This is a genomic window from Pseudomonas inefficax (assembly GCF_900277125.1).
Classification (GTDB): Bacteria; Pseudomonadota; Gammaproteobacteria; order Pseudomonadales; family Pseudomonadaceae; genus Aquipseudomonas; species Aquipseudomonas inefficax.
Genome location: NZ_OPYN01000150.1, coordinates 88,590 through 107,444 on the forward strand (window position 1 = coordinate 88,590; position 18,855 = coordinate 107,444).

The window sequence follows — 18,855 nt, forward strand, 5'->3', positions numbered from 1 at the left end:
AACCATGAAGCAGATCCTGATCATTGGCGCGGGCTTTGCCGGCCTCTGGAGCGCGCTCAGCGCCGTCCGCCAGCTTGACCTCCACGGCCGCAAGGATGTCGAGGTCACCTTGCTTGCACCCCAGGCCGAGCTGCATGTGCGCCCGCGCTTCTACGAACCCGACGTACATGCCATGGCCGCGCCGTTGCAAGAGCTGTTCGATGCCGTCAACGTCCGCTTCGTACAGGGTACGGCTTTCCACATCGATGAATCGGCCCGCCGCGTCGGCTACCGCACCCGCAGCGGCACCCAGTGCGCCCTGCCCTACGACCGCCTGATCATGGCCTGCGGCAGCGTGCTCAACCGGCCCGACATGGTCGGCATCGAGCATGTTTTCGATGTCGACAAGCTCGACAGCGCCGCGCGCCTGGAAACCCACCTGAAGTCACTGGCCAAGCTGCCCGACACACCGGCGCGCAATACCGTGGTGGTGGCCGGTGGTGGCTTTACTGGCATCGAGACAGCCACCGAACTGCCGGCCCGACTGCGCGAGATCCTCGGCGAGGGCGCGGCGTTGCGCGTGGTCGTGGTCGACCGTGGGGCGAAGATCGGCGCGGCCCTGGGTGACGGCATCCGCCCCGCCATCGAGCAGGCCTCCGAGGCCCTGGGCGTGGAATGGATCTGCGGCGCCACGGTAGCCTCGGTCGACCCTGCCGGCGTGCTGCTGGACAACGGCCAGCGCATCGACGCCAGCACGGTCATCTGGACCGTGGGCTTCAAGGCCAACCCGCTCACCGAACAGGTCAGCGGCGAGCGCGACCGCCAGGGCCGCTTGCATGTCGATGGCAATCTCAAGGTGAAAGACAATGATGCCGTGTACGCAGCAGGTGATGTGGCCTATGCCGCCTGCGACGAGCTTGGTAATTACACGGTTATGTCCTGCCAGCATGCGATACCACTGGGGCGTCATGCGGGTAACAACGCGGCGGCCGAGCTGATTGGCGTGGCACCGAAGACCTACAGCCAGCCCAAGTACGTGACCTGCCTCGACCTTGGGGCCTGGGGGGCGGTGTATACCGAAGGGTGGGAGCGCACGGTGTCGCCACCGGAGGACAAGGCCGAGGCCAAGGTGTTGAAGGCGCAGATCAATACGATGTGGATCTATCCGCCGGCGGCCGAACGTGCTGCGGCGTTGGCAGCGGCTGACCCGGCCATTCCGGTAGCCTGAGGTTGATTGTGGGAGCGGCCTTGTGTCGCGAAAGGGCCGCAAAGCGGCCCCAGGATGTCAGCGTTTACACCGAGATCTCTGGGGCCGCTTCGCGGCCCTTTCGCGACACAAGGCCGCTCCCACAGAGTTCGCGCAGCCTTTGACGCTAGTGCAAGACAGCCGAATCAGGCCGCAGCGAACAGCTCGTTGGCAATCTGCGCCTGGGCAGCATCGATCGCCTGGCTGCGGTGCTCAGGGCCATAGGCCAGGCCATGGGCGCGGACGATTTCCAGGTCGGTGACACCGATGAAGCCCAGGAACACCTTGAGGAAGTCCTCATGCCCGGCGCCAGTCGGCTGGCCAGCGTGCAGGCCACCAGCGGTGGACACCAGCACTACCTTCTTGTTACCGCACAGGCCTTCCGGGCCAGCTTCGGTGTAGCGGAAGGTCTTGCCGGCGACGGCAACGCGGTCAATCCACGCCTTGAGCTGGGTCGGCACGGTGAAGTTGTACATCGGCGCACCAATCACCACGGCATCGGCGGCCAGGAACTCTTCCAGGGTTTCCGCGCTCAGCTTGGCTTCAAAGGCCTGGGCTGCGTCGCGCATATCTTCGGGGGTGCCAGCCGCTACCAGGGTAGCTGCAGAGAAGTGGGCGATGGCGTCAGCGGCCAGGTCGCGGTACACCACTTCCACGCTCGGGTCGGCGGCTTTCCACGCTTCGACCACTTCGCGGCTCAGTTGGCGGGAGGCGGAATTGTCGCCCAGGATGCTCGAATCGATATGCAACAGTTTCATGGGACTCTCCTGTGAATGAAGACCGCGACGTTGGGCGATCACGATGGAGAGAATCCTACCCACATCAACAATGGCTGATAAGGCGGCAAAAATGCGTTAGTTTGTCCTACAGATGGAACAGTGAGACATTCCCATGCAAGACCTCAACGACCTTTTCTACTTCGCCCGCGTGGTCGAAGCCGGCGGTTTCGCCGCAGCCGGCCGCCAGCTGGGCATCCCCAAGTCGCGCCTGTCGCGGCGTATCGCCGAGCTTGAAGAACGCCTGGGCACACGCCTGCTGCAACGCACTACACGGCAACTGAAGCTCACCGCGGTGGGCGAGCGCTACCTGCACCACTGCCAGGCCATGCTGCTGGAGGCCGAAGCCGCCGACGAAGCCGTGGCCAGCATGAGCAGCGAGCCGCGCGGGCGCTTGCGGGTGTCCTGCCCTGTGGCACTGGCCCACGCTTTCCTGCCTGATGTGATCAGCCGCTTTCTCGCACAGTACCCGCTGGTGCAACTGGACATGGTGTTGCTCAACCGCCGGGTCGACCTGATTTCCGAAGGGATCGATGTGGCCTTGCGTGTACGGGACTTGGGCGATGAAGACCCGGCCCTGGTCACTCGCCGCCTGCGCCAGGCGCAGATGCAACTGGTTGCAGCGCCCGGTTTCGCCGACCACATTCGCGAACCGGGCCAACTGGCATCGTTGCCGGTGCTGGGCGCTGCCGAGGCGGACCGGCTGGTACACTTCCGCCTGTTCGGCCCCCATGGCAAACAACAGGAAATAGCCCTGGAGCCGCGCCTTGCCATCGATGATTTCGTAGTACGTAATGCTGCTGTACGGGCGGGCCTGGGATTTACTGCGCTGCCTAGCATGTTCTGTGAAGAGGAACTGGAGCGAGGCGAACTGGTGCGCCTGCTGCCGGACTGGTCGCTGCCGGGTGGCTACCTTCAGGCGGTATACCCGCATCGGCGCGGCTTGCTCCCTGCGGTACGGGTGTGGATCGACCACCTGGCGGCGTCGTTCGAGGCCTGTGGAGAAAAGTATGTCTGAGCGAAACATGAGCGAAACCCAGGTGGCAGCGTTCTGCCTGAGCCTGCCGGGTGCGCGGGAAGACTACAAATGGGGTGGCATTCGTGTGTTCTCGGTGGCAGGCAACAAGATGTTCGCGGTGCTCGACCTGGCGGGTGCGGGGTTGTCATTCAAGGTGGCCGACGAACTGTTTCTCGGCTACTGCGATCGCCCGGGGGTGCGGCCTGCGCCGTACCTGGCACGGGCGCGGTGGATCAGCATGGCGTCCCCCTACCCCATGGGGCGCGAGGAGCTGTGTGATCTGTTGCAGCGCTCGCACCAGCTGGTGGTGCGGCGGTTGCCGAAGCGGTTGCAGGTGGGGTTGGTGATCTAGCTAGCCTGTGCCGGCCTCTTCGCGGGCTTGCCCGCTCCCACCGGTACTCCACAGGCCTTGAGAGTAGTGAAAACCCTGTGGGAGCGGGCAAGCCCGCGAAGAGGCCAGCACAGTCACATATCAACTGAAGGGCAGGTACCGCCCCCCAAGAAACAGCCAGTCCGCCCAGAACACCTGGTGCGCCAGCACAATCCCCCAGAACACCAGCTGGTACGACACCTTGCGCGTCTTGTGCCGATACAGCTGCTGCGCCAGCAGCGCCCCCGGCCAGCCGCCCAGCAACTCACTGGCATGCAGCACCTTCTCGGGCGTGCGCCAGGCCTGGGTACGCGCCTGCTGTTTATCCTGCCAATACAGCAACAGGCTGATCAGGCTCATTGCCGGGTACAGCGCCAGCGGCCACCAAGCCTGGTCGACCCAGGCCATGCGCGCCGCGCCCAGGCCCGGCAGCAGGCACAGCAGGCCCAACAGCAGCAGCTTCAGGCGCACGTTGCGTACGCCCTCCTTCCTTTGCCCCCGTGTCGCCTCAGCCATGCGCCGTCGCCCAGTCAACCCAGCCGAACTGCCAGGTCGCCAGGATCAGCAGGCCAAAGGCAATGCGATACCAGGCGAACGCCGCGTAGCTGTGGTTGGCAATGAACTTGAGCAAGCCGCGCACGGCGATCATGGCAAAGATGAACGAGGTGACGAAGCCGATGGCAAATACCGGCAGGTCGCCGGGCTGGAACAAGTCGCGGTACTTGTAGCCCGAATACACCGCCGCACCGACCATGGTCGGCATCGCCAGAAAGAACGAGAACTCGGTCGCCGCCTTTCGCGACAGACCAAACAGCAGGCCGCCGATAATGGTCGAGCCGGAGCGCGAAGTGCCCGGGATCATCGCCAGGCACTGGATGAAACCGATCTTCAAAGCGTGGCTCCAGCGCATGTCGTCCACGTGGTCCACTTCCACACGGTGCTCGCGGCGCTCGGCCCAGAGCATGATCACCCCGCCCACCACCAGTGCAGCCGCCACGGTGATCGGGTTGAACAGGTACTCGTGGATCAGGTCGGCGAACAGCACGCCCAGCACCACTGCCGGCAGGAACGCCAACAGCAGGTTACCGGTGAAACGTCGCGCCGTGGGCTGGCTGGTCAGGCCGAACACCACGTCGAAGATCTTGCCGCGAAACTCCCACACCACCGCCAGGATCGCCGCCAGCTGAATGATGATGTTGAAAGCCATGGCCCGTTCGCCACCAAACCCGATCAGGTCGGCGACGATGATCTGGTGGCCGGTACTGGAGATCGGCAGAAACTCCGTCAGCCCTTCGACCACGCCCAAGATGATTGCCTGAAAGGCAGTCCAAAAATCCATCGTTCCCCCGATGGAGCGCTGCTCGTGGCAGGCCCCTTGTTCTTGATTTGCTTGAAATTGCCGCGCGCGGCCCGGCTGTTTTACAGCGACTGTTGGGCGCAATGCCAGTAGAAAAGTTCACCCCGCCTAAAGGTTTCATCTTGGGCGGCCGAAATCCTGTCAGAGCGCCTTTGCAATCGCCCTGTACAACCTGCTGCAGACTATCGGATGTATAGCACTTAGCCATTGGTCGAGTGGGGGCCTGGCGCAAAGCATGCTTGGATGCGCCTATATAAAAAGAACAATGCGGGAGCTGTGGTATGAAAACCCTGAGATCGATGTCTATCAGCCGCCGTTTGTGGCTGATCCTTTTGGTGGCGGTGGCAATGCTGGTGGTATTGGGCCTGCTGATGCTGCGTCAGATCCACGGGGACCTGTACCAGGCCAAAGCGGAAAAGACCCGCCACGTGGTCCAGACCGCAGCCGGTGTGCTGGCCTATTACCAAGGCCTGGAGGCAGCCGGCACGCTCAATCGCGAAGCGGCCCAGCAACAGGCGCTGCAAGTGGTACGCGCGTTGCGCTACGACCACGACGACTACTTCTGGATCAACGATCTGGGGCCGAAGATGATCATGCATCCGGCCAACCCCAAGCTCGACGGCCAGGACCTGTCGGCCATCCGCGACCCCGACGGCTTTGCCGTGTTCAACGAAATGGTTGCCCTGGCACGGCAGCAGGATGCCGGGCCGGTCAACTACCGCTGGCCCAAGCCTGGTGCCAGCGAGCCGGTGGCCAAGACTTCCTACATCCAGCTGTTCAAGCCCTGGGGCTGGATCATCGGCTCGGGCGTCTACGTCGACGATGTGCAGGCCGAGTTCACCCGCCAGTTGCGTGATGCTTCGCTGGTGGGCGTGGTCATCGCCCTGCTGATGGCGCTGGTGGTCATGCTGATTGCCCGCAGCATCGCCCGCCCGTTGCAGGAAGCGGTGCAGGCCATGGGCAACATCGCCAGCGGTGAAAGCGACCTGACCCGGCGCCTGGACACTCACGGCCGTGACGAAATCACCCATCTGGGCGAGCACTTCAACCGCTTCAACGGCAAGCTGCAAGGCGTGATCGGCCAGTTGCAAGGGGCGGCCCATGCCCTGGCCCGGTCCGCCGGGCATGTCGGCGACAATGCCGGCGCCGCGCAACAACACAGCGCCCAGCAGTCGCTGCAAATGGACCAGGTGGCCACCGCGGTCAACGAAGTGACCTACGCCGTGCAGGACGTGGCCAAGACCGCCGAACAGGCCGCCGGTGAAATGCGCACCGCGCAACAGCAGGTGGCACACGGCCAGGAGGCCATTCACGGCAGCCTGGCGCAAATCGATCGGCTGTCGCTGACCATCGACCAGGCCGTGCAGGTGATCCGCGACCTGGCCGGGCACAGCACGCGCATCGGTGGTGTGCTGGACGTGATCCGCTCCATCGCCGAACAGACCAACCTGCTGGCCCTGAACGCAGCCATCGAGGCGGCCCGGGCCGGCGAGCAAGGCCGTGGCTTTGCCGTGGTCGCCGACGAGGTGCGCCTGCTCGCCCAGCGCACGGCGCAGTCTACGGCCGAGATCCATACCATGATCGAGCATCTGCAAAGCCAGTCGGACGCTGCAGTCAAAGCCATCGATACCAGCAGCGAAGCCTCGCGCCAGACCGTCGAGCAGGCCCGCGAGGCCGGTGCCAGCCTGGATGCCATCAACCAGGCGCTGAACAACCTCACGGCGTTGAATGCCTCCATCGCCAGCGCCACCTTGCAGCAGTCGCATGTGGTCGAAGAGATCAACCGCAATGTGCTGGATACTGCCGGGTTGTCGCAGCAGACCGCCGATGCGGCGCGCCAGTCCAGCGATGCAGGGATGGCGTTGGGGCAGTTGAGCGAAGAGCTGGAGCAACTGTTGCGGCAGTTCCGGGTATAAGGTCGAGAATGCCGGGGGCGCTTTGCGCCCCTTTCGCGACACAAGGCCGCTCCTACAGACGATCGCGTCCCCTGTAGGAGCGGCCTTGTGTCGCGATGGGCTGCAGAGCAGCCCCAAAGGCCCCAACGCCCTACACCTTCCCCGGCCGACCCGCTACAATCGCGCCCTCCCCCGTAGTCTCCAAGGATCGCCGATGTCCGGCCTTGAACTCATTGCCGCCGTCCTCGGCGTCACCGCTGTCTGGCTCACGGTCAAGCAGAACGCCTGGTGCTGGCCGATCGGCCTGGTCATGGTGCTGATCTATGGCTGGCTGTTCTACGAGGTGAAGCTGTACTCCGGCATGCTGCTGCAACTGGCCTATGCCATCCTGCAGGTCTACGGATGGTGGCAATGGAAGCGCCCGGGCCATGCAGAAGACGCCCGCCAGGTCACCCGCCTGCAGACCCCTGCATTGCTCGTCGGCCTGGCCGGCGGGGTGCTGCTGAGCGCCGCCCTGGGCGCGGCCATGGCCACCTGGACCGACGCCGCCCTGCCCTGGCTTGACGCCACCCTGACCGGCTTCAGCCTGGTGGCACAATTGTGGATGGCGCAGAAGCGCCTGCAGTGCTGGCCGCTATGGGTGGTGGTGGATATCGTCTACGTGGGCCAGTACCTGGATCAGCAGTTGTACTTCACCGCAGGCTTCTTCGCCGTGCTCACGCTGATTGCCGTGCGCGGCTGGCTGGAATGGCGCCGTGCTCCGGCGTTGGTGCAGCCATGAGCGCGGCACAGGCCATGAAAGTGCTGGTGCTGTGCGGCCCGGAGTCCAGTGGCAAGAGCTGGCTCAGCGGTGTGATCCAGGCCCATTTCGGCGGCGTGGTGGTGGCCGAATACGTGCGCCACTTCATCGACCAGGAATGCCGCGACACCTGCTATGCCGATATCCCCGCCATCGCTCGCGGCCAGCTGGCCTGGGAAGACCACGCCCGCGAACAGGCACCGCCGCTGCTGATTCTCGACACCCACCTGCTCAGCAACATGCTCTGGAGCCACGCCCTGTTCGGCGACTGCCCGGCCTGGCTGGAGCAGGCGCTGCTGGCGCGGCATTACCATCTGCACCTGTTGCTGAGCCCACAGGGCGTGGATTGGGTTGCCGATGGCCAGCGCAGCCAGCCCGAACTGCGTGATCGCCAGCGCTTTTTCGACGACAGCCTGCACTGGCTGCAACGGCATGGCCAGGCGTACAAAATAATTGAGGGCAATTGGCCACAACGCCAGTTGCTGGCACTGCAAACAGTGGCTAGTCTCATTGGTAGCGATGCGCCATCCTGCCCAACCGAGTGTTAACCCACTGACACACCCCCGTGCGGCGAAGCCCCTGAAAACATGGGGCCTTCCGCGGCGTCGAAGCTAGTGTCAAGCAGCTGAAACAACCCTGCAAAAACCCTTCCAATCAAGGCCAGCACTGGCTTTGCCTGCACCGCTGGCGGCTGCCTGTTTCAACCCTGAGACAGAATACGCCGCAGCTTGTCGTGGGGCTCACCTTAAGCGTTTGATCTGCAAACGCTTCTCAAAAGCGGCACACCTTCTGCTCCCTCGTTCGCATCGCTGATCAGGGCCAGCGCTCATTGAAGGAGTTGCCGTCGTGAGGAAAACTGACAAACGCCTTTGTCACCTGTTGCTGATGGGCTGTGTGCTGGGCTCGTTGAGCCTGTCGGCCCAGGCCGACAACGGCATCATCGTGATAACCCGTGATGTGCAGACACGCAACGCCGTGGTCCCGCCATTACGACCCGACCCCAACCCCACCACCGTCAATGCCAACCCTTCCGCCCACATCCTCAAGCAAACCAGCGAACTGAGTGATGGCGACTTCGCCAACATCAGCAGCGGTGCGGGTATCGGCACCCTGATCACCCAGCAGACCAACAACCTGGGCGGCAACCTCGGCAACCAGTCCCAACTGCCCAACCTGGCCGGTGGCCGCGGTACGGGCTCGGGCAATGGCATATCGAACATGGTCAATTCAAGTGTGCAGCGCGGCCTGGCGCCGCTGCAGATCCTGACCGGAGGCAAGTGAGATGAAGCACACGCTGCTGATCCTGGTCACGCTGTGCAGTACCTCGGCCTTCGCGCAATCCCCGGTTCCCGTGATCAACAACGCCGACATCGACGGCTCGGGCAGCCATTACCTGGGCAACCTGTCGGTCAACCAGGCGGCCGGTGACCAGCAGCAACAGGCCAACGCGCGCGCCTTCGCCGTGGGGCCAGCAGCTAGCGCCACCACGCAGATCCGACAACGGCTGAACAGCCCCGCAAACCCCGCAATGGATGCACGCTCGACCATACAGGGCGACGCCTTCAGCAACGGTAGCGGCGCCCTGGGGGTCAACCAGAGCGCCGGCGCCAACACCCAGCAAGCGAACGCACTGAGCATCAGTATCGGTGCCCAGCCGCAAAGCATCGACGACAGCGTCCTCATGCAGCAGAACGTGGCGCTGCTCAACAACTCCGGTCCGATTGACACTTCAACTGGCCATCGCCAGGTCACCACCAGTGACCAGGCCTTCACCGGTAGCCGTGGAGTGATTCAGTTGAACCAGAGTGCCGGGGTGGGAAACCGCATGGCCAACACCCTGAGCATCCGGGTCGCGGATTGACCCTTCCAGTCAAGAACGACACTTAACCCAATAGCGTACGGAGAATCACCATGAAACCCTCGATGGCAATAAAGCCTCTGGTTTTCGCAATTGCTGCGGTCATGGCTGTTGCTGTACAAGCTGATCAGAACGACCGGCGTGGCGGGCACCACAATGGTCACCATAACAACGGGCAGCACACGCCTCCTCCCACCAGGATCCCTGTGTTTGCCACTGCCAATGCCATTGACAGCCAGCGCAGTACCGGCAACACCATCACCAACCAAGGCACCATCAACGAAGCCGAGATGAGCAGCTCGGCCTCGGGTGCCAGCGGCAACGTAGGTGTCAACGTGGCGGCCGGTAACGGCAACCAGCAGGACAACGCTGCGGCCATTGCCAACGCCTCGTCCGAATCCAGCCTGGACAACAGCTTCGTGTTCGGAACCGCCGAAGCCACCGCTGACGTTCGCCAGTTCAGCAACAACAACCGTGTCGACAACTGGTCCACCCAGAACTCGGCGGTCATGACCGGCTCGGCCGATGGTGCGGAGGGTAACGTCGGCGTCAACATTGCTGGCGGCGACCTGAACCAGCAGAAAAACACCATGGCCATCGCCAACACCGGTGCCCCACTGGGCAATGCCACTGCCACCGCCTCGGCCGACCAGAACGGTCCAGGCCTGACGGTGAACAACGGCGCCGACCGCACCTACCGGGTGGATACGTTGACCATCACCACCACCAAGAGCGGTTCCAGCTCGCGTGAGGGCACGTTCAACTCGACTGACGACCGCAGCTCGTCCTCGAGCTTCAGCGTGGCCGGCTCGCAAAGTGCGAGTTCCAGCGGCTCCAGTGGCTGGAACTCCAGCGGATCGAGCAGCATGAACGCCAGCGGCTCGCGCAACTCGACGGCCAGCGGCTCCAACAGCTGGAATGCCAGTGGTTCGATGGCCGGTACTGCCAGCTCGTCCAGCAGCTCCAGCCTGAGCGCCACTCTGGCGGCTGCGGCCGACGCGACCCGCACCGTGGCCACCGATAACGGCCGTCGCGAGCGCACCCGCACCGACAGCTTCGATGCCTCGCTCAATGCTTCGCTCAATGTCGATGTCGACCGCTCGCAGGAAAGCGCCTACGACTCCTCGTTCGAGAAGGCATTCGACTCGTCGTTCGACAAGACGCGCCAATCGAGTTATGAGAAATCGCGCGACTCGTCGTATGAAAAAGCCCACGAGTCGTCCTATGCCAACGCATCGGAATCGGCGTTTGAAAAGTCTGGCGAGAAATCGTCTCAATCGTCGAACGACGTGTCGAAGAGCTACAGCGAAAGCAGTGCCTACGACTTGAGCAATACCGTGTCCTTCCAAGTGCTGACCCCGACCGGCTGGGCCAACCCTGTTACCAACACTGCAACCCTTAGCGGTTCGGTAAACGGTGGCAGCGGCAACCTGGGCGTGAACGTGGCAGCCGGTGTGGGCAACCAGCAGAGCAACTCGCTGGCCATCTCCAACACCTCGTTCTGACCGCTGTGCTTGAGGCCCCCTTCGGGGGGCCTTTCTTCAACAGAACCGGAAGGCATCCGATCATGCGCATCATTGCCTTGGCGTTTTTCCTGTGCCTGGCCAGCGTGAGTGAAGCCGCACAAATGCCGCTGTCCGTCCTGCCGGGCGGCGCCGTGGTGTTCAAGCCCATCCAGAGCCTGCGCGAGCGCAAGTTCGCCGACCTGGTGCAACAGAAGACCGACTTCAGCTGCGGCGCCGCCGCGCTGGCCACCATCCTGCGCCAGGCCTACTGGCTGGACGTGGATGAGCAACAGATCATCGAAGGCATGCTGGCCCACGCCGACCAGGACCTGGTGCGCACGCAAGGCTTCTCGATGCTGGACATGAAACGCTACGTGGAAAGCTTGGGGATGCGTGCCCGCGGCTACCGGGTGGCAGCCGAGACCCTTCACAGCGTACGTATCCCGGTCGTGGTGCTGATGGACGTGCGTGGCTACAAGCACTTCGTGGTCATGCAGAAGGTAGACAAGGGCTGGGTGTACATCGGTGACCCGGTACTGGGCCACAAGCGCTACAAGGTCGACGACTTTCTCAAGGGCTGGAACGGCATCATCTTCGCCGTGATCGGCCAAGGCTACGACAAGAACAACGTCCTGCTCGACCCGCCCCTGCCCCTGACCGCAAAGGGCCGGGTGAACGACTTCACCCCGGTGCAGGATGCAGAGCTGCTGGACTTCGGTTTCATCAAAAGCGACTTCTTCTAACGACTCTTGCAACGACAAGGAGCACGAGGCTCCGGGGAGCACCCCAATGAAGAATGCATCATGGCTCGCACTGGTTTGCCTGGCAGCCAGCCTGCCGGCCCACGCCGAAACGTTCAAGCCCATCGAACTGAAGGACCAGGAATTGGCGAACTTGCGCGGGCGCTATGTGCTGCCGGGGCGCATCGTCAGTTTCGGTATCGTCATGACCAGCACCTGGCAGAACGCCAACGGTGAAGTGATCGGTGCGACCTCCACCCTGCAGATCCAGCAGTCGACCATCAAGCCGCAGTTTCATGTATCGATGATCGACGAGAAAGGCAGCGGTTCGACCACCAGCGGCGCCGCGCCTGCCGGCAACGGTACGGTCACCGGCGGCAGCGGGCTCAACAGCACCGAAGGGGTGACCCAGGTTGTACGCGCGGCCGGTGACAACAACACCGCCTACAACAATGTCGACATCAAGGTGACCAAGGCCAACCAGGCCCCAGCCACGCAACCGCAAGGCCAGGTACTGGCTGCGGGCCAGACCCTGGTCGGCAAAAACGGTGCCGGCTCGCTCAGCGTGTCGTCCACCGGTGCTGGCGTGCAGCTGAACATCAACGCCAGCAACAACCAGGGCAGCAGCGTACAGCGCCTGGCCCAGGGCGGTCTGATGCAGAACTCGACGCTGCTTGGCAATGGCAACCATGTCAACAACATCACATCCCTGAATGTGGTCATGCGCGAGAGCGTGCCGACAGCTGCTTCGTTGAACGGCAGCCTCGACCAGCTGAAGGGCCTGCGCACATTCGGCTATTGATCTCCAAGTTCTAAGGCAGTCGAAAGGGACGGCAAATCCATGCACCGATCATTCACGCTCAGCGCCATTGTCTGTTTGACCACCCTGGCTCCGGCCACTTCCCTTTTCGCAGCTGCCGACCCGCAGGTCGAAGCACTGAAGCAGGAACTGCTCGAACTCAAGCAGCGCTACGAGGCACAGCAACAGGCGCTGATGGTGCTGGAGCAGCGCGTACGCCAGGTCGAGGAAACCCCGGCAGCAGCGCCGCCCAAACGCCTGGTCAGGTCCCCGGCCGAAGGGGTCAAGGGCGCACAGACGGTGGCATCGGGCGCACCGGGCACCACCGGCAGCTCCTATGGCCAGGCGCTGACCGACGACGCGGAGCCTGCGCAAAGCGTTTCCAACCTGTATGACGAGGCCAGCGGCTTCTTCGGCGGTGGCAAGTTCAGCTTCGAGACCGGTGTCACCTATACCCACTACGATACCCGGGCGCTGGTACTCAACGGCTTCCTGGCACTGGACTCGATCTTCCTCGGCAGTATCAACCTTGACCGGGTGAAGGCAGATAACTGGACCCTGGACATGACCGCCCGCTACAACCTCGCCCAGCGTTGGCAGTTCGACATCAACGTGCCGGTGGTGTACCGCGAATCCACCTACTCTTCCGGCGGTGCAGGAGGCGCCGGGGCGAGCACCTCGGACGAAACCGTGACCCGCGACCCGGAAATCGGCGACGTCAACGTCGGCGTCGCCTACAAGTTCCTCGACGAAGACGAGACCTGGCCCGACGCCGTTGCCACCTTGCGCATCAAGGCGCCGACCGGCAAAGACCCCTATGGCATCAAACTGCGCCAGGTCGAGGGCAACGACAACCTGTCGGTACCGGAAAGCCTGCCGACCGGCAATGGCGTCTGGTCGATCACGCCGGGCATCTCGCTGGTCAAGACGTTCGACCCGGCCGTACTGTTCGGTAGCCTGTCCTACACCTACAACATGGAAGACTCGTTCAGCGACATCAGCCCACAGGTCAACAGCAAGGTGCCGGGCGACGTGAAGCTGGGCGACTCCTGGCAGATCGGTGGCGGTATCGCCTTTGCCCTGAACGAGAAGATGAGCATGTCGTTCTCGGTGTCCGACCAGTTCGCCCGCAAAAGCAAGATAAAGCCCGATGGCGGCGACTGGCAGTCGATCTCCAACAGCGACTACAACGCAGCCAACTTCAACATCGGCATGACGTTCGCCGCCACCGACAACCTGACCATCGTGCCCAACCTGGCCATTGGTCTGACCGATGACGCGCCGGACTTTTCCTTCAGCCTGAAATTCCCCTACTACTTCTGATACTTGCCATCGGCCGGGCCTGCGCGAAAGGGCCCGGCTCATGGTTACCAACCTTGTCCCGGACCGCCTTCCATGCCGCGGCCTGTTATCATCAAGCACAGTTGTATGACGATTTAATGGCAAAAGGGATGTTTTCGTGAAGAACCTGTCAGACCACCCACGTACCCGGCTTGTCGCCCTGGCGGCCCTGGTATTGGTGATCCCACTGGGTACGCGCGCCATGCTGGGTTGGTCCAACCCGCTCGGTTACCTGTCCGACCTCGCACTCGGCAGCTTGCTGGTCTTGCTGCTGCACCGTCGGCCGTGGTGGCTGGCGCTCCCCATATTACTGGCCTGGGCGGCCCTCTGGGTGGCTTCGGCCGAACTGGTGAGCGCGGTGGGCCGTTTGCCTACCAGCGCCGACCTGGCGTACCTGGTCGACCCGCAGTTCATGGAGAACTCGACCGGTGGTGGCCTGGCCCATGCCTGGCTGCCCTGGACCCTGGGCGCCGGCCTGCTGGCCTGGCTGGCCATCGCCTGGCGCAGCCGCACACAACCCGACCAGCCGCTGCCACGCAAGGCCTGGGCGATTCCGTTGCTGCTGTTTGGCGCCCATTGGGGCAGCCAGCAACTGGTACCTTCCGACGCCGACCAATGGCGCCAATACAACCTCACCCACCAGTTGCTGTCGGCCGGGGCCGGCAACCTGCAGCGCCAGGTCGAAGGCTGGATGGGCCAGACAAAAACCTTCACCCCGCTGGCCAGCACCGGCCTGACCCAGTCCGACCTGCATGGCCAGCGCCTGCTCGCCGGGCCAGGCAATGCCCGCAACCTGCTGGTCATCACCGTGGAAGGCATCCCCGGGGCCTATTTGCGGCCCAACCGTCAGGCCCTGCAGAGCCGCTTCGACGAAGACCTGATGCCCAAGCTCAGCCAGTGGGCCGAGCGCGGCATGAACACCCCGGACTACGTGCTGCATACCCACCAGACCATCCGTGGCCTGTACGCGATGCTGTGCGGTGACTACGACAAGCTGGCCAACGGCACGCCCAAGGGCGTGGAGCTGCTGACCCAGAATGAACGCAACCAGGCCTGCCTGCCGGCACAGTTGCGCCAGGCCGGTTTCACCACCCACTACCTGCAGGGCGCCGGCCTGCGCTTCATGGCCAAGGACCGCATCATGCCGCACATCGGCTTTGATGCGGTGCACGGCCAGGAATGGTTCCGCAACAAGAACTACCTGGACTTCCTCTGGGGCAAGGATGACCGCGCCTTCTTCGAGGGTGCGCTGGACTACGTCGGCCAACTGCAAAAGCAGGACAAACCATGGATGCTGACCCTGCTCACCGTAGGCACCCACCAGCCATACTCGGCACCGGCAGAGTATCTGAAACGCTACGACACGCCGAAACAGGCGGCAGTCGCCTACCTGGACGACGCACTCGGTGCATTCCTCGACAATCTCGAGCGACAGGGCGTACTCAAGGACACCTTGGTGGTGGTGACTTCCGACGAGTCCCACGGCATCGACGGTGTGCGCCTGGCCTCTTCCTGGGGCTTCAACCTCACCCTGGCGCCGGAGCAGGCACAGTTGCCACGGATCAAGCGCGGTACCTACGGCCATATCGACCTGGCCACCTCGCTGCTCGACTACTTTGCCCTGCCCATCCCCGTGGCGCTCGGCGGTCGCTCGCTTTATCGCGACTACGATAGCGGTCGCGAAATGATCTCCTACACCAACGGCATGCTGCGTTATCACGACGGCCAGGGTGTGTTCACCGAATGCGACTTCCAGCAGCGCTGCCGGCGTTACGCCAGCGCGGGCTTCATCGCCGACCAGGCGCGCTACCTGGGCCCGGGCGACAGCCTGCTTGGCCAGCAGATCGGTGCCCTCGCCGGGGTGCTCGACCAGTCCCTGCTGCAAACACCGCTCAACCTGCGCTACCAGTTCGGCGGCCCATCGCCGATCCAGTTGCGCAAGCGCATCAAAGATGACTGGGCCGACAACCTGATCGGCGCCCAGTATCTGGAAATGCCCGAGGGTTCGCATACCCGCGTACGGGTCAAGGTACGCTCGCTGGACCCCAAGCGCGCAGCCTATATCCAGCTCAAGGCCAAGCAGCTGGAGCAGGACGTACCGCTGGGCTTGCCTGACGAGGTGAGGGTCACCGCGGACGAGCCGCTGGAGATGGAATTCAGCTTCGACAACCCGACCGCGCGCAAGGCGTTTTCCTTCCATTTGCTGGGCCATGGCGGTGGCCAGGTGGAGGTCAGCGACTTCAGCGTGATCACCGCGCTGCCTGGGGAAGATGAAGCAGCAGATGAACTGGCCGATGGGCATATCGCCCATTCGGGCTGAACAGTACCACTCATCGCCCGACCGCCGCGGCCTGTCGATTCAACCCGCCCGTGCTCGACTAGTGTGTGAATCCCCCAATGTGGAGACAGCACCATGAGCACGAGCGAAAGCAGGCACCCGGTGGTTTCCCGCAGCCAGTGGCTGGCGGCCCGCAGGCAGCTGTGGCTGCATGAAAAAGCCTTTACCCACCACCGCGACGCGCTGGCCGCAGCCCGTCGCGCCCTGCCCTGGGTCAAGGTCGAACACGACTATCGCTTCCAGGGGCCGCACGGCGAACTGAGCCTGGCCGACCTGTTCGCGGGCCGCAGCCAATTGCTGGTTTACCACTTCATGTTCGCCGAGGGCTGGAGCGAAGGTTGCCACGGTTGCTCGTTCCTGGCCGACCACTTTGACGGCGCCAACCTGCACCTGGCGCATCACGACGTGTCGCTGGTAGCGGTGTCGCGGGCGCCGTATGCCGAGTTCCAGGCGTTCCGCCAGCGCATGGGCTGGCAGTTCCCCTGGTATTCGTCAAATGGCAGTGGGTTCAACGAGGACTTTGGCGTCAGCGTCGGCAGCGAGGGCCAGCGGCAGTACAACTATGAGCCGTATGAGGGCGATGAAAGCGAGCTTCCCGGGCTGAGTGCGTTCTACCGCGAGCCGGATGGCAGCGTTTACCATACCTACTCCACCTATGCTCGCGGGCTGGATATCCTGGTCAACACCTACAACTTCCTCGACATCGCGCCACTGGGGCGCAACGAAGGTGGGACCATGGACTGGGTGCGGCACCATGACCGTTATGAAGGGCAGTTGGGCAAGCCCAGCTGCTGCCATGACTGACCCCAGCCAGGCGCGGGCTCTTGTGGGAGCGGCCTTGCGTCGCGAAAGGGCCGCACAGCGGCCCCAGGATATTCAGCGTCGACGCACAAATTGCTGGGGCTGCTTTGCAGCCCTTTCGCGACGCAAGGCCGCTCCCACAAACGGGCCCGCGCCGACCTGCTGCATTGTCAGCCGCGCACACCCAACATCCCGCGCTCAACGATGAAGTCGATCACCGCCTGCAGCCCCTCACCTTTCTTCAGGTTACTGAAGGTCCATGGCCGCTGCGGGCGCATGCGCTGGGTATCGCGCTCCATCACTTCCAGCGAAGCCCCCACATAGGGCGCCAGGTCGGTCTTGTTGATCACCAGGAAATCCGACTTGGTAATCCCCGGCCCACCCTTGCGCGGGATCTTCTCGCCTTCGGCCACGTCGATCACGTAGATGGTCAGGTCGGCCAGCTCCGGGCTGAAGGTGGCACTCAGGTTGTCACCGCCGCTTTCGACGAAGATCAACTCGAGGTTGCCAAACTTGCGCGCAAGGGCTTCGACCGCCGCCAGGTTCATCGAGGCGTCTTCACGTATCGCCGTGTGCGGGCAGCCGCCGGTTTCCACGCCGACGATGCGCTCCGGCTCGAGGGCCCCGGCTTCGGTGAGGATGCGCTGGTCTTCCTTGGTGTAGATATCGTTGGTGACCACGGCGATCTGGTAGTGGTCGCGCATGGCCTTGCACAAGGATTCGAGCAGCGCCGTCTTGCCGGAGCCGACCGGGCCGCCGACACCGACGCGCAGGGGTTGTTGATAGCTTTGCATGCAGGCAGTCCTCAGGAACGGAACAAACGGGTGTATTGGGTTTCGTGACGCGATGAGGCAATGGCCAGCAACGGCAGGCCGCCGCCAAGCTGGTCGTCGCCCAGGCCCAGTGCCTGGTCGAGGGCCGCGGGCAGCCCTGCCCCCAGGTCACGCAGCAAGGTCTGGGCAGCCTGCTGGCCGAACGGCACCAGCTTGACCCCGGCCATTACCGCGCCCTCCAGCCAGGCAAAACCATGGCCCAGGGCCAACTGGCGCAGCGGGATCGCCCAGTGCGCAGCCAGCCAGGCCATACCGCCCAGCTGGGTGAGTTCGAGACTGGCCCGCCAGGCCGGCGCCTGGCCCAGCTGCCAGCCGTCCAGCAGCCGTGCCAGCGCCGCACCGCGCTGCTGTTCTTCCAGACGCAGCTCGGCGGTTTCGCGGTTGGCCAGCAGAAAGCGGCTCCAACGGCCGAAGGCCTCGGCATCCTCGGCCTGGCAGGCATGGTACAGGCGCGCCAGCACCGGCCAGTCGAGGCAGGCAAGGGTGTCGTCGATCTGCTCGCGCTGCCAGGCAGCGAAACCATCCACGTCCCGTACCCAGCCCGCCTCGACCGCCCACTCCAGGCCTTGCGAGTAGGTAAAGCCACCCACCGGCAAACCAGGGCTGGCCAGTTGCAGCAGGCGCAACAGCGCCAGGTCGCTGGCCATCAACCGGCCAGTACCAGCGCGGCGCCGGCCAGCAGGCCACCGCCAAAGGCCTTCTGCAGGCCGCTGTGCCTGCGCAACAGGCAACCGACCGCAAAGCCGACCGCCAGCAACAGGCCGCTGACCGTGACGAAGCCGGCACTGAACTGCCAGAACGCACTTGGCGTGGCTTCCACGCCATGGGCCCAGCCATGGAACAGGGCGAACACCGGCATGGCCATGGCCAGCAGCAGCTGGCGGCTTGGCAGCAGCACTGCACCGGCAGCCACCAGCAGCGACACGGCGATCAGGGTTTCCATGCCAAGTACATCGCCGAACAGGTGGCCGCACACCGCACCACCGAACATCGCCGCCAGGGTTGCCAAGGGTAGTGTCAGGCTGCGCCGGGTCAACGCGGCGAGCACACCGGTGCCCAGCAGCATCAGCAGGTGGTCAAGGCCGGTCAGCGGGTGCAACAGGCCGTCCTGCAGCGGGTTGGCGTCGTGCCCGGGGTGGGCGAAGGCAGGCAGAGCCAGCATCAGCAGAAACAGGGCGAAAGTCTTTTTCATCGGTTGCT

The 18,855-nt window shown here is 63.7% G+C and carries 20 protein-coding genes; 14 read left to right on the plus strand and 6 right to left on the minus strand.

Annotation, left to right across the window (positions count from 1 at the left end):
* The first annotated feature begins 4 nt into the window (after positions 1-4).
* Positions 5-1,207: an NAD(P)/FAD-dependent oxidoreductase gene (locus tag JV551A3_RS16910; RefSeq protein ID WP_133973218.1), complete on the plus strand. Its 1,203-nt coding sequence runs from the start codon at positions 5-7 to the stop codon at positions 1,205-1,207.
* Positions 1,208-1,371: 164 nt separating this feature from the next.
* On the opposite strand, the gene JV551A3_RS16915 is transcribed toward JV551A3_RS16910, so the two are convergent.
* The gene (locus tag JV551A3_RS16915) at positions 1,372-1,983 is read right to left on the minus strand and encodes an FMN-dependent NADH-azoreductase (protein WP_049277030.1); all 612 of its coding nucleotides are present in this window, start codon (positions 1,981-1,983) and stop codon (positions 1,372-1,374) included.
* A gap of 133 nt (positions 1,984-2,116) precedes the next feature.
* Here JV551A3_RS16915 and JV551A3_RS16920 point away from each other — a divergent pair, with 133 nt between their 5' ends.
* Positions 2,117-3,019, plus strand: coding sequence for a LysR substrate-binding domain-containing protein (locus JV551A3_RS16920; RefSeq protein WP_015270172.1), 903 nt, complete (start codon positions 2,117-2,119; stop codon positions 3,017-3,019).
* Positions 3,012-3,371, plus strand: coding sequence for an MmcQ/YjbR family DNA-binding protein (locus tag JV551A3_RS16925; protein WP_133973220.1), 360 nt, complete (start codon positions 3,012-3,014; stop codon positions 3,369-3,371). Before JV551A3_RS16920 ends, JV551A3_RS16925 begins: the two co-directional genes overlap by 8 nt.
* Positions 3,372-3,491: 120 nt before the next feature.
* Here JV551A3_RS16925 and JV551A3_RS16930 read toward each other — a convergent pair whose 3' ends face one another.
* Both JV551A3_RS16930 and JV551A3_RS16935 read right to left on the minus strand, forming a co-directional pair.
* Complete coding sequence (locus JV551A3_RS16930) at positions 3,492-3,905, minus strand: DUF1294 domain-containing protein (protein ID WP_133978980.1); 414 nt, start codon at positions 3,903-3,905, stop codon at positions 3,492-3,494.
* Positions 3,898-4,728: an undecaprenyl-diphosphate phosphatase gene (locus JV551A3_RS16935; RefSeq protein ID WP_003258998.1), complete on the minus strand. Its 831-nt coding sequence runs from the start codon at positions 4,726-4,728 to the stop codon at positions 3,898-3,900. Before JV551A3_RS16935 ends, JV551A3_RS16930 begins: the two co-directional genes overlap by 8 nt.
* A gap of 299 nt (positions 4,729-5,027) precedes the next feature.
* On the opposite strand from JV551A3_RS16935, the gene mcpP reads away from it, so the two are divergent.
* From mcpP to JV551A3_RS16990, 11 genes are all read left to right on the plus strand, one after another.
* On the plus strand, positions 5,028-6,662 hold the full coding sequence (mcpP, locus tag JV551A3_RS16940) for a methyl-accepting chemotaxis protein McpP (RefSeq protein ID WP_133973225.1): 1,635 nt from the start codon (positions 5,028-5,030) through the stop codon (positions 6,660-6,662).
* Positions 6,663-6,855: 193 nt separating this feature from the next.
* Positions 6,856-7,422, plus strand: coding sequence for a nicotinamide riboside transporter PnuC (gene pnuC / locus JV551A3_RS16945; RefSeq protein WP_133973227.1), 567 nt, complete (start codon positions 6,856-6,858; stop codon positions 7,420-7,422).
* Positions 7,419-7,988 carry an AAA family ATPase gene (locus JV551A3_RS16950; RefSeq protein ID WP_133973229.1) on the plus strand — a complete coding sequence of 190 codons (570 nt, stop codon included), beginning with the start codon at positions 7,419-7,421 and terminating at the stop codon, positions 7,986-7,988. The genes pnuC and JV551A3_RS16950 overlap by 4 nt, the downstream gene beginning before the upstream one ends.
* A gap of 298 nt (positions 7,989-8,286) precedes the next feature.
* Complete coding sequence (locus tag JV551A3_RS16955; RefSeq protein WP_133973231.1) at positions 8,287-8,721, plus strand: hypothetical protein; 435 nt, start codon at positions 8,287-8,289, stop codon at positions 8,719-8,721.
* 1 nt (position 8,722) lies between these two features.
* Positions 8,723-9,301 carry an adhesin gene (locus tag JV551A3_RS16960; RefSeq protein WP_133973233.1) on the plus strand — a complete coding sequence of 193 codons (579 nt, stop codon included), beginning with the start codon at positions 8,723-8,725 and terminating at the stop codon, positions 9,299-9,301.
* 50 nt (positions 9,302-9,351) lie between these two features.
* Positions 9,352-10,803 (plus strand): heme utilization protein, encoded by a 1,452-nt coding sequence (locus tag JV551A3_RS16965; protein WP_133978982.1) that lies wholly within the window; start codon positions 9,352-9,354, stop codon positions 10,801-10,803.
* A gap of 62 nt (positions 10,804-10,865) precedes the next feature.
* Positions 10,866-11,546, plus strand: a complete 681-nt coding sequence (locus tag JV551A3_RS16970) for a C39 family peptidase (RefSeq protein ID WP_133973237.1) — start codon at positions 10,866-10,868, stop codon at positions 11,544-11,546.
* Between the two features lie 46 nt (positions 11,547-11,592).
* On the plus strand, positions 11,593-12,345 hold the full coding sequence (locus JV551A3_RS16975) for a hypothetical protein (RefSeq protein ID WP_133973239.1): 753 nt from the start codon (positions 11,593-11,595) through the stop codon (positions 12,343-12,345).
* A gap of 39 nt (positions 12,346-12,384) precedes the next feature.
* A complete protein-coding gene (locus JV551A3_RS16980) occupies positions 12,385-13,665 on the plus strand; it encodes a hypothetical protein (RefSeq protein ID WP_133973241.1) in 1,281 nt (426 codons plus the stop codon).
* Positions 13,666-13,801: 136 nt separating this feature from the next.
* Positions 13,802-16,003 carry an LTA synthase family protein gene (locus JV551A3_RS16985; protein ID WP_133973243.1) on the plus strand — a complete coding sequence of 734 codons (2,202 nt, stop codon included), beginning with the start codon at positions 13,802-13,804 and terminating at the stop codon, positions 16,001-16,003.
* A 93-nt stretch (positions 16,004-16,096) separates the two neighbouring features.
* Positions 16,097-16,825, plus strand: coding sequence for a DUF899 domain-containing protein (locus tag JV551A3_RS16990; protein ID WP_133973245.1), 729 nt, complete (start codon positions 16,097-16,099; stop codon positions 16,823-16,825).
* Between the two features lie 167 nt (positions 16,826-16,992).
* Here JV551A3_RS16990 and ureG read toward each other — a convergent pair whose 3' ends face one another.
* The 3 genes from ureG to JV551A3_RS17005 are packed head-to-tail and all read right to left on the minus strand — an operon-like array spanning position 16,993 to position 18,847.
* On the minus strand, positions 16,993-17,616 hold the full coding sequence (ureG, locus tag JV551A3_RS16995) for an urease accessory protein UreG (protein WP_133973247.1): 624 nt from the start codon (positions 17,614-17,616) through the stop codon (positions 16,993-16,995).
* 11 nt (positions 17,617-17,627) lie between these two features.
* Positions 17,628-18,302 carry an urease accessory protein UreF gene (locus JV551A3_RS17000; RefSeq protein ID WP_133973249.1) on the minus strand — a complete coding sequence of 225 codons (675 nt, stop codon included), beginning with the start codon at positions 18,300-18,302 and terminating at the stop codon, positions 17,628-17,630.
* Positions 18,302-18,847 carry a HupE/UreJ family protein gene (locus tag JV551A3_RS17005; RefSeq protein WP_112253907.1) on the minus strand — a complete coding sequence of 182 codons (546 nt, stop codon included), beginning with the start codon at positions 18,845-18,847 and terminating at the stop codon, positions 18,302-18,304. The genes JV551A3_RS17000 and JV551A3_RS17005 overlap by 1 nt, the downstream gene beginning before the upstream one ends.
* Between the last annotated feature and the right edge of the window lie 8 nt (positions 18,848-18,855).